This is a genomic window from Chryseobacterium carnipullorum (genome assembly GCF_003815695.1).
Lineage (GTDB): Bacteria > Bacteroidota > Bacteroidia > Flavobacteriales > Weeksellaceae > Chryseobacterium > Chryseobacterium carnipullorum.
The window spans coordinates 3,013,996-3,028,495 of the sequence record NZ_CP033920.1 but is presented as its reverse complement, the minus strand read 5'-3'; the positions used below and the strand labels follow the sequence as shown (position 1 = coordinate 3,028,495).

At 34.0% G+C, this 14,500-nt stretch carries 13 protein-coding genes; 9 read left to right on the top strand and 4 right to left on the bottom strand.

Annotated features, from left to right (window positions below):
* The first annotated feature begins 8 nt into the window (after positions 1–8).
* The gene (locus tag EG346_RS13885; RefSeq protein WP_123879319.1) at positions 9–1,115 is read left to right on the top strand and encodes a DNA topoisomerase IB; all 1,107 of its coding nucleotides are present in this window, start codon (positions 9–11) and stop codon (positions 1,113–1,115) included.
* An 8-nt stretch (positions 1,116–1,123) separates the two neighbouring features.
* On the opposite strand, the gene EG346_RS13880 is transcribed toward EG346_RS13885, so the two are convergent.
* On the bottom strand, positions 1,124–1,393 hold the full coding sequence (locus tag EG346_RS13880) for an integrase core domain-containing protein (RefSeq protein ID WP_164466137.1): 270 nt from the start codon (positions 1,391–1,393) through the stop codon (positions 1,124–1,126).
* Between the two features lie 626 nt (positions 1,394–2,019).
* Here EG346_RS13880 and EG346_RS13875 point away from each other — a divergent pair.
* The 7 genes from EG346_RS13875 to EG346_RS13845 all read left to right on the top strand — a co-directional run bounded on the left by EG346_RS13875 (position 2,020) and on the right by EG346_RS13845 (position 9,272).
* On the top strand, positions 2,020–2,220 hold the full coding sequence (locus EG346_RS13875) for a hypothetical protein (RefSeq protein WP_123879315.1): 201 nt from the start codon (positions 2,020–2,022) through the stop codon (positions 2,218–2,220).
* A 14-nt stretch (positions 2,221–2,234) separates the two neighbouring features.
* Positions 2,235–2,447, top strand: coding sequence for a hypothetical protein (locus tag EG346_RS13870; RefSeq protein ID WP_123879313.1), 213 nt, complete (start codon positions 2,235–2,237; stop codon positions 2,445–2,447).
* A 56-nt stretch (positions 2,448–2,503) separates the two neighbouring features.
* A complete protein-coding gene (locus EG346_RS13865; RefSeq protein WP_123879311.1) occupies positions 2,504–3,283 on the top strand; it encodes a GLPGLI family protein in 780 nt (259 codons plus the stop codon).
* Positions 3,276–5,909, top strand: a complete 2,634-nt coding sequence (locus tag EG346_RS13860; RefSeq protein ID WP_123879309.1) for a carboxypeptidase-like regulatory domain-containing protein — start codon at positions 3,276–3,278, stop codon at positions 5,907–5,909. The genes EG346_RS13865 and EG346_RS13860 overlap by 8 nt, the downstream gene beginning before the upstream one ends.
* A 793-nt stretch (positions 5,910–6,702) precedes the next feature.
* Positions 6,703–8,328, top strand: a complete 1,626-nt coding sequence (gene pruA / locus EG346_RS13855) for an L-glutamate gamma-semialdehyde dehydrogenase (RefSeq protein WP_123879307.1) — start codon at positions 6,703–6,705, stop codon at positions 8,326–8,328.
* A gap of 295 nt (positions 8,329–8,623) precedes the next feature.
* Positions 8,624–8,833, top strand: a complete 210-nt coding sequence (locus EG346_RS13850) for a cytochrome C551 (RefSeq protein WP_123879305.1) — start codon at positions 8,624–8,626, stop codon at positions 8,831–8,833.
* Positions 8,834–9,062: 229 nt separating this feature from the next.
* Positions 9,063–9,272, top strand: coding sequence for a hypothetical protein (locus EG346_RS13845; RefSeq protein WP_073332821.1), 210 nt, complete (start codon positions 9,063–9,065; stop codon positions 9,270–9,272).
* Between the two features lie 108 nt (positions 9,273–9,380).
* On the opposite strand, the gene EG346_RS13840 is transcribed toward EG346_RS13845, so the two are convergent.
* Both EG346_RS13840 and EG346_RS13835 read right to left on the bottom strand, forming a co-directional pair.
* Positions 9,381–10,274 (bottom strand): phage tail-like protein, encoded by an 894-nt coding sequence (locus tag EG346_RS13840; RefSeq protein ID WP_123879303.1) that lies wholly within the window; start codon positions 10,272–10,274, stop codon positions 9,381–9,383.
* A gap of 265 nt (positions 10,275–10,539) precedes the next feature.
* The gene (locus tag EG346_RS13835; RefSeq protein ID WP_164466379.1) at positions 10,540–12,165 is read right to left on the bottom strand and encodes a tetratricopeptide repeat protein; all 1,626 of its coding nucleotides are present in this window, start codon (positions 12,163–12,165) and stop codon (positions 10,540–10,542) included.
* Positions 12,166–12,454: 289 nt separating this feature from the next.
* On the opposite strand from EG346_RS13835, the gene EG346_RS13830 reads away from it, so the two are divergent.
* A complete protein-coding gene (locus tag EG346_RS13830) occupies positions 12,455–13,615 on the top strand; it encodes a thioredoxin family protein (RefSeq protein ID WP_123879300.1) in 1,161 nt (386 codons plus the stop codon).
* Positions 13,616–13,683: 68 nt separating this feature from the next.
* On the opposite strand, the gene EG346_RS13825 is transcribed toward EG346_RS13830, so the two are convergent.
* Positions 13,684–14,421 carry a hypothetical protein gene (locus EG346_RS13825; RefSeq protein WP_123879298.1) on the bottom strand — a complete coding sequence of 246 codons (738 nt, stop codon included), beginning with the start codon at positions 14,419–14,421 and terminating at the stop codon, positions 13,684–13,686.
* Between the last annotated feature and the right edge of the window lie 79 nt (positions 14,422–14,500).

Sequence of the window (14,500 nt, the reverse complement as noted above, 5' to 3'; positions counted from 1 at the left end):
CATTTTGTATGGAGAAGAATACAGATCTGGAAATCATTTCTCACCTGAAGCCTTCAAAAATTATCAAGATCATGAAGGATCCTGAAGCCTCCGCAAAGGCGGTACATCTTGTATATACCTCCGATGCGGAAACGGCCGGGATTACCCGTAAGAAAACAGGAAAAAAGTATTCTTACTACAAAAACGGCGAAAAGCTTAAGGACAAAGAAGAAATTACCAGAATCAATAAGCTGGTCATCCCTCCAGCGTGGGAAAATGTATGGATATGCGCGCTAGATAATGGTCATCTTCAGGCCACAGGTTTTGATGTGAAAAGCCGAAAGCAGTACCGCTATCACCCATTGTGGAGTGCTTTAAGAAATCATACTAAATTTTACAGAATGCTTCAGTTCGGGTATGCACTGCCTGATATCAGACTTCATGTGGAGCAGGATCTTGCCATAAGAAATTTCGAGAAGAGAAAAATATTGGCATTAATTGTCAGTTTGATGCAGCGTACAAATATTCGTATTGGTAACAATGCGTATGAGAAACTGTACGGATCTTTTGGCCTTACCACTTTAAAGGATAAACATGTAAAAATTAACGGGCAAAAGATTTCTTTTTCATTTAAAGGAAAGAAGGGCGTTATGCACAATATCAACCTTAAAAGCAGAAGACTTTCAAGGCTTGTCCAGAAGTGTAAAGATATTCCGGGAAAGGAGCTGTTCCAGTATTTTGATGATGAAGGAAACCGCCATTCGGTAGACTCAGGAATGGTGAATGAATATATCAAAGAAATAAGCGGTGAAGATTTTACGGCTAAAGATTTCAGAACCTGGTCCGGAACCGTGAGTGCACTTATTGCTTTTAAGGAAATAGGCTATGCAGAAAACGATTCACAGTATAAAAAGAAAGTGAAAGAAGCTCTTGAGATTGTAGCCGAACATCTTGGAAATACCAGCACGGTCTGCAGGAAATACTATGTACACCCTCTGGTAATCAATCTCTACGAAAATAATACGATCAAAAAATACCTTGATGAATTGGAACAGATCGAGGAGAATGATGGAAAAGCCAGCCTTACACAGGAGGAAAAGCTGGTGCTGAAGATTCTTGAAAACGAGAAAATGTAGGATAGAAGTTATAAGATTCTCTCTATAATTTGGTTTTTGTTTTTATAAGTTTTCATTTTGATTTTCTTTTGTTGATGCATTTGATTTGGGGTTAAATAATGATTCGAAAAATGAGGTCGTAATTCATTATAAATTCCAATAGCTTCATTTACTATTTTTCTTTTGAGCGAAGTTTCAATATCATATTTATCGATATCAAATTCTTGTTTTAAAATACCATTCACTCTCTCTGCTACAGCATTTTCATAAGGTTTGGAAACAATGCTTTCCTGCTCCAAAAGAACAACAATACAACAGGTAGATTATGATTTAAAGGGGATGCTTGAAAACAAAGTAGAAGTTCAAAATCTTAAAATCAGCAAAATCTCTCCCTTTTCTGAAAACGGACAAGAATTAGATAGTGTTTGTTTTTATTTTGACCTTTTGTTTACCGAAGCTTTATTTTCAGAAGACTTCAAATTCAACAAGGGTATGAATGTATCTGCTCAAAACAATTTGTTTATATACAATAAATCAAACAGGTTGGTCGGTTTGAAGTTGGGAAGAACAATATTGAAACAAAATTAATATAAAACGCGACCAGTTTTGTCGTTTGTCTGCATTAAATTTGTCTAAAATAGGATTGAGGGCATGTAATATTTAAAATATTTCATCGTTATTTGAAAAATTGATTATATTTGACCTCCTTTAAAAAAACACAAATGGCTCCTTTTTCTTTCAAAAAAGCTATTTAAATATTTGATAATTAATAGTGGTTTGTTTTTATACGCAAATCCTTAAAGAATATATATTGCGCAATATAGAAAGGTTGGAAGTTACCGAAAACCCACCTCCGAAAGGAAAGTTCAAACATCTCTGTTGGTGTTTAACAAAATAAGTAGGAAATAGAAAAAAAATTATTCAAATGAAAAAATTAGCTTTATTATCAGCAATAGCTGTAAGCGCTTTTACTCTTAGCTCTTTTACAACAGTAAATGGAGAAACAAAACCTGTTAAACCACAAGGATACAAAGTTTACTGTGCTGACGGAAGTTACGCAGGTTCTTTTATATGTGATTGTAGAGCAGCTCAAGTACAACGTATTGCAGATTTAATGTGTAACTAAATTAAAATTTTTTTATGAAAAAAATAACAGTACTATCAATAGTAACAGGAAGTATTTTAGCTTTGAGTTCATTTACTGCATTAAATAATGTGAAAAAAGAAAATTCTAAACTCGTAAAACCTCAAGTATGGAGAGCATTATGTGCTGACGGTAGCGTTGGAGGAGTTTTTACATGTGATTGTTCACAAAAAAGAGCAAATGAAATCGCTCATGTAATGTGCAATTAAGATAACAAATAAAGGTTCTGTAATTTATTTTTATAGAACCTTTAAAATTTATTATTATGAAAAAAATATTTTTAATCAATTTTATATTACTTTCAATCTTTTGCTTTTCACAAAAAGGATTTGTAAGATATGGGTATTTTCACGCTCTTTCCATTGGAGATGCTAAAGCACCTGAAAGTGAATCATATTTGGTCTTTAATAAACAATCATCTTATTATGTTACCGCAAAAGAAAGTTTAGAAAAAGCGGCTGACAGGTCTGAACAAAAAACATTTACGAATGAAGAGGGAGGCGGCGCAATCTACAATGGTACTAAAATGAGTGAAGAGGGAGACCAAGTAGTTAATCATTTGTCAAAAAAAACAATGTGGTCTAATTTACTATATAAAAAACAAGTTTATGTAAAGGAAACTACGCCTACAATCAATTGGAAAATAGGAAAAGAAACAAAAAAAATAGGGAAATTTACCTGTAAAATAGCAACTGCTAATTTTAGAGGGAGAAACTATACCGCTTGGTTTACTCCTGAAATTCCATTGCCTTATGGTCCGTGGAAACTGCAAGGATTACCTGGATTAATTCTTGAGGCATATGATACAGGTAAGTTTGTATATTGGAACGCAAAAAGTATTGAATATCCTTCAAATACGAAAGAAGAAACAAAATACTTAGACATCCCTATAAAAGAGAAATTTTTAACATATACGGAATTTAAAAAATTCCAAAAAGACCAACTTAACAGACTTATAGAAAAAAACAGAATTGCTAAACAAAGCTATCCTGAAATACAGCTAGAAGGAGTTAAAATATCAGATATGTTTGTTGAGTGTGAATAAGACTGAAAAAATATTTTCTATCATTCTTTTTTTTATGTTTTCATTTTCATTTTCACAGGAAATTATCATAAAAGGAAAAGTAACAGATAATCAAAACAGAGGCATTGAAAGTGCTTCTGTTTTAATATTGGATAATAATGACGAAACAATTGCTTATTCTTTTTCTGATGAAAAGGGTTATTATAATTTAAACTTTGATAAAAAGGGAATTAGTGGCATGGTAACATTAAAAGTCTCTAGTTTAGACCATACACCAAAAGAAATTAAAATTAACCAAGAATCTGCAATATTAAAAGATGTTGTACTCGAAGACAAAATTGAAACGATAAAAGAAATAATACTTGATGGGAAAAAAGTAAAAATAAATCAAGATACTACATCTATAAAGGTAGCAAGTTTTGGAAATAAGACAGAACAGACGGTAGAAGATATTTTAAAAAAACTGCCTGGTATTGAAGTTTTAAATGATGGTTCTATTAAAGCTCACGGAAAAAAAATTAAAAAGCTTCTTGTAGAAGGAGAAGACCTATTGGACATAAACTACAAATTACTATCTAAAAATCTTGATTCTAAAGTATTAGACGAAGTTCAAATTATAGATAATTTTGAGGACAACCCAATTTTAAAAAAATTAAACAACTCAGACAAAGTTGCTATTAATCTGAAATTAAAAAAAGGGCTTAAAAATGTTTGGTTTGGAAATGTCACCTTAGGAAGTGGCGTATTATCTGAAAACCGATGGAAAGAAAGTCTAAATTTAGGATTATTAAAAAAGAAAATTAAACTATTCTATTTTGGAGATTATAATAACCTTGGTGAGAAAGCAACAGATTTAATAACAACTAATGTATTGGAAAATAATCAATTCGGAAATGACCGTTTTGAATATAAAACAAAATCTTTATACAGCATTGCCAATAATGAGCCTCAGTTTTTTTCTAAAACTCAAAGCATTTTCAATAATGCTTTTTTAAATTCATTGAGTTTTACAAGCAAACTTAAAGAGAATCTATCTTTACGAGGGGTTGTCTATCTGACTTATGATAAACAAAAACAAAATTCTTTTTCCGAAACAGTATTTAATATTGAAAATAATAATCCCATATCATATACAGAAAATAATTTCTACAATAATAGAAAAACATTAGCTTCAGCAGAACTCGAATTAAAATATTATCCAAACGATAAAAACTACCTAACCAATCTTTTTATTTTTAAAGACAACCCCAATAAAACGAGTGATGATTTAATTTTTAATTCGGATAATATTAATCAATCTTCAAAATCAAAAAATTCTAGTTTTTATAATCATTTTAATCATACTTACGAGCTGTCATCTAATAAAGTTATTAATAATTATTTTTATTTTGGAAGTGATAGAGTAAATGAAAAGACAAATATATTTTCACCATTATTAAACTCTTTTTTAGATGTGAACTCCGATAGTAATTTATTACAAACTGCAAGTAATAATATTCTATATTCAGGGATTAAAACTAAATTAATTACTAAACTAAAAAGACTTGACATAACAAACAGCTTACAAGCAGAATACAATAGTGAATTGTTTAATAATAAATTAATATCGGATAATGGATTTTTATCCACTGATTACAACAATCACGTTAAACTAAATCAATTTAAAGTAATTTCTGACAACTCAATTCGATTTAATTTTTCAAAAACATTTGATATAACAGGAAATATTAGCTTACAAAATATCAATTATAATTACAATGACATTCACAAAAATATTTTCCTGATCAATCCTTCTATCTATTTAAATATAAAAAAAACAAAGTTAGGCAGTTTTACTTTGTCCTATTCTGAAAACAGTACCTTACCTGAAATTAATCAGTTAACAAATGATTATCAGCTAACCGATTATCGTTCTTTTTCGAGAGGTGTAAACTATCAAACCCCATTAAAAAATACTATTGCCTCATTTGCCTATTACATATATATAGACGACAAGAGATTTTCAATCAATACTAACCTGTTTTATTTAAAATCTAAATCAATACTCAATACTGAAAGTATTATAACAAATGATTTTAGTTTCAATTCACTTCAACAGACTTTTGGGGGAGAAAGCTATAATTTTAATTTCAGCTTTACTAATTACATCCGTAAGTTAAATATTTCATCAAGAATTGAGACTAACAACATTTGGAATTCCAATCCTGTAAATGTCAATTCTAATAACTTCTCAATGTCTAAAGGTTACACAAACAAGATAAAATATTCAGCTACGACTTATTTTAAAATCCCTGTAAACTTTGACTTTGGATTTTCATATAACTATAATCAAATAATTTTTAATGATATAAAAAACACGAATATTACAAAAGATTTATTTTTAAATGTCAATTATAAAATATCAAAAACATTACTAGCAGAATCTAATAATTCATTATATTTTATTTTCTCTCAAAAATATTCCTTTAATAATTTAGTATTAAGTTATAACCCTATTGATAGTAAACTTTCTTACCGTTTGGTCTTCAATAATATTTTAAATGAAAAAGAATATATATATACTACATTAAATAACTACACTAATTTTAAATCAAAAATCCAACTAGTTCAAAGATACTTATTAGCTTCGGTAAAATATCGCTTTTAAAGATTATTAATGGATTTCAAATTCTTACAGAAGAGTCATTTTGCATGTGTGCGACTGGAGAAATAATAATAAGTAATAAAATAAAGGGCATAGTGAAAAACATACAATTCTCTAGTTAATTTCTGAATAGAATAAATTAAAATAAAGGAATCAATATTAAGCTTATTTTGTTTGGGAAATTTTAATAGAGAAACTGAAATATATAGTAAGAAAATAGAAAATACTTTTGATAAGGTATATTTCGTACTGATTAATATAGCAGATTGATTACTGATTTTAGCATTAAGAAAATGGGCATAAATTATTGTTCACTCTGTTGTCAAAAGCTGATTAACTTTTATAAATCGAATGATTAGGTTTAAGAAACAATAGGGTAATTTTTTCAGTTTTGATTGATCTGTAACCACATTTCAGTATTCATTTAAAATGGCATATTGAACAATTTTGACAATCAGTACTTCCTACATCCATCCTCCAGTTTCCTATTTACACCGAAATCCTGTTCTTGAAAAACGACGTCCTATAGTCTTTATGCTTAATCTGTACAACATTACCTGCCACTATGTTCGAAGAAATCGAAGTTGAAACCCACCAGGATGGGACGGTCTCCTGAATTCATTATTTTATTCTGGAGAAAAGCAGTAAACTTCACTGCTTTTTTCATAGGTAAAGTTTTTAAAAACCAATTTATGTTAAATAATAGGATGAAGTATTTGAAGAAATTGTTCCTTTCAAAATGAAAACGTAAATTTGTATACCAACCTATTTATAATTTAAAATAATACAACATAGTATGTCAAAAGCAATTTCGCAAGTACCATTTGCAGTCAATGAACCGGTAAATTCTTATGTACCGGGATCTCCTGAAGTTAAAAGCCTTATCGCCACTTACAAAAAGATGTGGGCTGAGAAGATAGAAATTCCTATGTTCATCAACGGAAAGGAGGTGAAAACTGACGAAAAAGTTCAGCTTCAGTCTCCTCAGGATCATGCTCATGATTTCGGGTTTTACTACAAGGGTACGATGCAGCATGTAGATGACGCCATCAACGCGGCATTAGCAGCTAAAAAAGAATGGAACGAGCTGGGCTGGGAACACCGTGCAGCTGTTTTCTTAAAGGCGGCTGATCTTTTGGCTGGACCTTACAGAGACGTGATCAACGCAGCAACGATGATCGGACAGTCTAAAAACGTACACCAGGCTGAGATCGATGCAGCGTGTGAATTTATCGATTTCTTAAGATTCAACGTAGAATTCATGACTGAAATGTATTCTGAGCAGCCGGTTTCTGATGCGGGAATCTGGAACCGTGTAGAGTACAGACCATTGGAAGGATTCTGTTTTGCGGTAACTCCATTTAACTTTACAGCGATTTCCGGAAACTTACCAACGTGTATGGCTATGCTTGGAAATGTCGTAGTTTGGAAGCCATCTGACAAGCAGGTTTATTCTGCAAAAGTAATCATGGATGTATTAATCGAAGCGGGTCTGCCTGCAGGAGTAATCAACATGGTTTTCACAGACGGAAAAGAAACTGCTGAGAAAGTATTGGCACATCCTGATTTTGCAGGTCTTCACTTTACAGGGTCTACGAAAGTATTCCAGGGAATGTGGAAAATGATCGGTGACAATATCCATAACTATAGAACATATCCAAGAATTGTTGGGGAAACAGGAGGTAAAGATTTCGTTATTGCTCACCCTTCTTCAAATGTAGAAGCGGTAGCTACTGCTTTGGTAAGAGGTTCTTTTGAATACCAGGGACAGAAATGTTCTGCGGCTTCAAGAGCTTACGTTCCTAAATCTCTTTGGGCTGATGTGAAAAAAGTAATGGAAGCTCAGATCAAATCTATTAAAGTAGGTTCTCCGGAGGATCCATCTAATTTCGTTAATGCGGTAATCGATAAAAATTCTTTCGAAAAATGTAAAGGGTATATCGACAGAGCGACTGCTTCCGGTGAAGCTGAAATCGCTATCGGTGGAAAAGTTGACGATTCTAAAGGATGGTTTGTACATCCAACAGTTATTGAAACTACCAATCCTCATTACGAAAGTATGGTAGAAGAGATCTTCGGACCTATCCTATCTGTTTATGTATATGAAGATCAGGACTGGAAAGAAACGTTAAAATTAGTTGATTCTACGTCTCCATATTCATTGACAGGTTCTGTATTCGCACAAGACCGTTATGCCATCAATGAAGCTTTCAAAGCTTTAGAAAATGCTTCAGGAAACTTCTACATCAATGACAAACCTACTGGTGCCGTTGTTGGACAGCAGCCTTTCGGTGGTGGTAGAGCTTCAGGAACCAATGACAAAGCTGGTTCTAAAATGAACTTACTAAGATGGACGTCTGTAAGAAGCGTAAAAGAAACATTTGTTTCTCCAAAAGACTATAAATACCCATATCTGGGATAAGAAATATACGATATGAATTGTTCGTTATGATCAGTACGAACAATGAATAATCACAGAGGCCACGGAATTTTTATTCCGTGGCCTTTTTTATAAATCGTTCCCAACAAGCAGTGAATCATCATGACTATTATTTAAACTGTGGAATAGAACTCCCTAATCCATGAAACCTCCTACCAATCATCTGGCACCTCCCTCTAACACCTTTTAACAAACTTTACCTATCTTTTAATATTTTACACTACCACTTAGGAATAGTTATTGAACATTTATTAATAACACTAAAAAATAAAATAGTATGAAAAAGTTATTGTTAGCAGCTGTAGGTTTAGGATTAGTCGTTGTGAGCTGCGGAACCAAAGAATCTTCAATGTCATCAAGTACTAGTGATTCTACGGCAACAGTTACTACCAAAATGGTAGCACCGGTCGCGACAGATTCATCAAAGATGGCGGTAACAGACAGTGTGGGAGTAGATTCGGTTGCTGCTCCACGTCCGGCTAAATAGAAACAGATTCCGATCTTAAAAATGGAAAATCTGCAGATGAAAGTTCTGCAGATTTTTTTTGACGATGCAAAGAAAAAGGTTGAATTTCAAAAATTTGGATTAACAAGATGATTTCATTTTCCTTATTATTACATTAAAAATAATTTTATCTTATAATATAGGAGAAAATTTCATAAAACTGTCAATATTTCTCTATATTTGATCATATTAAACATTAAAATTAATTATTATGAAAAAATTATGGATCGGAGCTGTTCTTGGAGTTATGATTTTAGGAAGCTGTGCCCAGAACAAAGAGAAAAGAGAAGAATTCAAAAATGAGCATGATAAAGACTCTCTGAGAAATCATATGGGAGATTCTGCTGTGGCCAATTCTGAACCTGCTCCTGCTTCTCATGATACTGTAAAAGTAAAATCAGACAGTCTCAAGACTAAATAAAATAACAAATCCGCAGCCATAGCTGCGGATTTGCACTTAAAAAAACTTGACTGAAAAAAACCGGGCAATCAACCCCGATTGTATTATAAAATCTTTGCTCCTACCGGGCTATTCACCCAGATAGATAAAGGTATTGACTACCAGATAAGCAGACCTGTTATCCATTGTTGCTCCCACTCCTCCTGTAGGAATTGTGGCAATTCCTGACAATGAATGGATGTGGGCACCGGAAATAGCGGTACTCCCCATCATTCCGACTCCTCCCCAAGAGGACGAATCACTGTTCCCCTGATAATGACCTGAACCATTATTTCCTACATTTGTTCCTCCCAAAAGGAAACCTCCTTCATCTGAAGTATGGATATGTGCTCCCGCACTTTCCGCTGTTCCGCTTACCACTCCTATCAGATTAATGTCCGGAAGATTCGAACGGGTAATCGTCATGTTATTATTTCCGCCCTGACTTCCCAGTAGTTCGGCACCATTTCGTGTTTTCAGAATCCTATCTGATGCGTCGGGAAGACGTGTCGTAAATCCTAAGCCAGCCGCAGACGTCTGTGCAGATGATGGAAGAGAGGAAACTGACCTTCCATTAAGCAAATACCATCCGTTATGATCTGAAGGCTGCATAGAGTTTTTAATATCTCCTGCAGACTGGGGATTCAGTTTTCTGGGGTCCCCGGGCAGCATTCTCTGCCACATTTTACCATCATAATAATAAAGTCCGGCGGCGGTAATATTAGCCGTTTTGCTGCTGGGTATTCTTACCGGTGCCGAAGCATAAATAATAGTACCTGCATGACTCTCTGTGTACTGGGAATCACCTGCCTTGATTTCTTCCCCTGAAAGCCTCGGGGGCAGCACCCCCTCAGCTGTGGATCCGTCGGTTCTTTTTGCGACGATGTCCAGACTCGCAATTGGCGTTGGTGTATTGATTCCTATCTGGCCAAAGGCAGCATTAGAAAATACGGAGGCCAACACGACCGTAAAAGTTGTCTTCATGTGTTTAATTTACTAGTTTAAAGTTTTCATGGTTTGTGTAAAATAATTGGCAGACATTTTACACCGTCTAGTAATTTTTAGTTTTAGTTTTGATCGCTGCTCTGCTTTACAAAGAATAAAAGATTAAAAAAGTGAGTGACAAACTGCAGTAGACTCATTCCCGTAAAGCTGCGCAAAGATATCGATGTGAATGTCTTACGTAAAACAATAGGTTATCAGTTTTCATGAAAATGAAAAGACAGAATTCATAAAAACAGCCTTCTTCTTAATTGTTTTCAGGAAAATGAACATTTTTATCTGATTGATTTTCAGCATCCAGGTACTTAATATATGCTGAGGGAGAAAAATCTGTTACGGCTTTAAAAACCGAAGCAAATTTACTGTGAGAAGAAAAACCACATTCGTCTGCAAGGATGCTGATCTTATATTGCCTGTACTTTTCGTCATTGATCAGTTTATCAATGATATAATTGATCCTTAAACGATTGACATAGGTTTTAACGTCAGCATTTTTATGCTGGTTAATGACGTAGGACAAATATTTTGTATTGGTATTAAGCTCTGCAGCAAGAAAAGATAACGACATATTCTTGTTGTTATAAAGGTCCCCTTTTTCAAATTCCTCAAGAAGTTCGAGGAGTTTAGACTCGGTTTCGGACGTCATGAGAGATTCATTCCTCTTTTTGTCGGATACTCCTGCTCTGTCATCTACTTCCTCTACAGAAATGTTTGAAAAATCGGTATTTTCTGTTTTTAAAGGTAAATATTCACTTCGGGAACTGATCATTTGCAGCTGCGTTCTTATAATATTCCTGAATTTAGAGCGCTGTTTTTTCTGTTTTACTTTAAAAAAAGCAACAATCCCGATGAGTAAAATAAGCAATAAGATAATAGCCGTGTTTTTTACAAGACTGATTTGTGTACTTTTTTTATTGAGTTTTCCTACATTTTCCGGAGCTATCACTGCAAATTCACGATTCCTGGCGGTAAGACTGTCGTATGCTTTTACATATTTTACGGCATAAAGGGAAGCTTTATAATTATCTCCCGTTCCTTCATAATAATCATTGATATTGGAATATACTGCTTTTTTGAGCTTAAGACTTCGGGAGCTGTCCGCTATATTCTCTGCTTTTTTAAGATAGATTTCAGCATCTTCCCAGTTTTTCTGTTTCAGACGGATACCGCCCAGGCCATTATAAACCAGGCCAAGGACACAACACTTTTCTTTAAGCATGGATTCTGCTTTCCGGTAATAGTTTTCTGAAACAGCATAATCTTTAAGTCTAAAATAGATATCACCAAGGATCTGGTAAGAAGCAGCTACAGCTCTGTCATTCTCCTTTATGGTATCTTTTCCGAAAGAGTTCAGTGAGGATTCTATGTATTTTACGGCATCTGTATAACTTCCCTGCTCCATTTCGTAATAAGCCATTTCCTGATTCAAAAGTCCGAGTATTTCACCTCGTGTTTGAGAGTCAGTGATGAGTTTTGAGCTTTCTATACCCTGTAATGTATATTTTTTTGATCTTTCATGAAGGCCTACCAGACGGTATTCTTTAGCCAGAAACTCATTGACCCTCGAAAACCATTCCGCATCATCAATCTGATCTAATAAGGAATGCGCATTTTCTGCATAACAAATAGATTTTTTGAATTCACCGGCAGAATGATAGAGATCGGCAGAAAGTAAAAGACTTTTGACCTTATCCAAAGGAGCTTCCGCAGACCTATACAGAGAATCTGCTGTTTTCAGTGCCTTAGGAATATCTTTCGGAACCGTCTGAACAGACGTCCTTTCACAGATCTGATCGAAGCCATATTTTTTCTGAGCCAAGATGGGGACAGCAGTAATGAACAAAAACAAAAGTTTCAGCATACTTTTAGACATAAAAAAATAAATTATTATTTTGATTTTATAATAATTCATCATTTTCATGGGGTGTCTTTTTGTTTTTTACAAAGTTACTACTATTTTATATTTTATTAAAATATTCTACTATTATTTAATTTTTTTAACTAAAAAACTAATTATTATTTATTTTAATAATATAAAATTCATAGTTTTCACATTAAATAGATTTATTATCTGTCAAAAATAAAATATCCGTAACTATTTTCTATTTGCTGCGACTGATATGCTTACATAATTATTACATTTGTAATCAATAAAAAGTTTTATGAAAAAATTAACCCTATTTTCTTCTTTATTTATAGGAGCTCTTGCATTGGCACAGGGAATTAAATTTGAAGACAGTAATTTTGCAACGATACTTGCGAAAGCGAAAAAAGAGAATAAACTTATATTTGTAGATGCCTATGCATCGTGGTGCGGACCTTGTAAACTGATGGTGAAAAATATATTTCCATTACAGACTGTCGGAGATTTTTACAATTCCCATTTCGTGAATGCCAAAATAGATATGGAAAAGGGAGAAGGTGTAGGACTGGCCAAGAAATATAATGTAAAGGCATTTCCTACGTATCTTTTCATCAATGGTGACGGAGAAGAAGTGCACAGAACATTAGGCTACGTAGAGGAAAAAGATTTCATCCAGTTCGCTAAAGATGCCGAAGATCCCAATAAAAGACTGACTGCCTTAAAGCAAAAATTTGAAAACGGAGAAAAAGACCCTGAATTCTTAAAAAATCTTGCAGGCCTTACCATTTATAATGATTCTGAGTTGGCAGGAAAGGTGTTAGACCGATATTTCCAGCAGAAAACAAGTCTTGATCAGGAAGATGTACAAATGCTTCTTTCAGGAACTCAGAGTACGGAAAGCCCTCTGTACAAAATCTTTCAGTCAAAAAAAGCAGAGATCATCAAAATTTTCCCGGAAGATAAGTATGCAAAATTCGATAAGAATATCAAACTGAATACTGTTCTTAAAAAGGCTTACAATGCAGACACAAAAACCTGGAATGACAATTATTTCCTTACAGAAAGCCAAAAATTCCTGACTAAAGATGAGTCTGAAAAAATCTTAAAAAGAGCAAAAGCCAACAGAGCTTTAAAGAATAAAGATATTCCTACCTATGAGAAGCTAACCCTGGAATTGTACAAAGATTATTCTTCCATGAGTTCTGAAGAATTAAACTCTTTAGCATGGGATTTTTTTGAAAATGTAAGCAGCAAAACATCTCTGGAAAAAGCGGTAGCATGGGCTCAGGAATCGGTAAAGAAAAATGAGAACTATGCCAATACGGATACACTAGCCAATCTTTACAACAAGATCGGAGATAAAAAGAATGCAAAGATGTGGGCTGAAAAATCTGTTCAGCTTGCTAAAAGCACAGGTGAGGATTCTACAGATACAGAGAAATTATTGAAGAGTCTTTAATTTAACCCTTCAATCACAAAAAAACCGCAGAATGATTCTGCGGTTTTTTTGTGAAATCTATTTGAGGATTATCGTAATCGTTTTAACGACATCTGAGTAACCGGACCTGATCCTGTAGATCCACTGCTAAGATACTTAATCGTAGTAGCCGCTCCACTAGGCGCAATTCTAAACGAGTAAGTACTGGAAGCTACCATAGGAATGGAAGTAAGTAATGTATAAGTCTGCAGACTACCTGTTGGAGCAGTAAAATAATCGTTGACACGTGCCACCCAATTATTCGTAGTATCATTCCAGATTCCAACAACCGGAACTGTTCCGCTATCAGTAGATAACTGAGCATTGATAGTCACCTGATACACTCCATCTGCAGGTATTGTAAATGAATTAGCGGAAGCATTCCCGAAATAGCGACTTTCATTGTCTATGATTTCATTGGTCAGGTTACCGATAAGAAATGTTGCATTCGAGGCAGCAGGTACGGTATAATCAGCAGTCAGCTGTACAACGATTTCCTGAGCCACGATAAATTGTCCGTTCACGACAATTACTGTTCCTGTAGCATTAGGAACACCGGCAAGATTTTCCCAGGTAGGTGCTGCACCCGGTCCGTTAGATTTTAAAACCTGTCCTGCAGTTCCGGCAGAACCTGCAGTTCTGGCGTCTCCTCCTACGTTGAGCTCATTTGTAATTTGTAACGAACCGTTAACATGCAATCTTTTTTGAGGCGTCGCGGTATTAATTCCTACCTGTGAATAGGCCAATACGGGAAGTAGTACTACCCCTAAAATTAAATTCTTTTTCATCATTGTGTTTTTAATTAATTTGATCCCTGTAGATCTTTATTTTGTAACCGCTTTCGAAAATAATAATCAAAGCATTTGT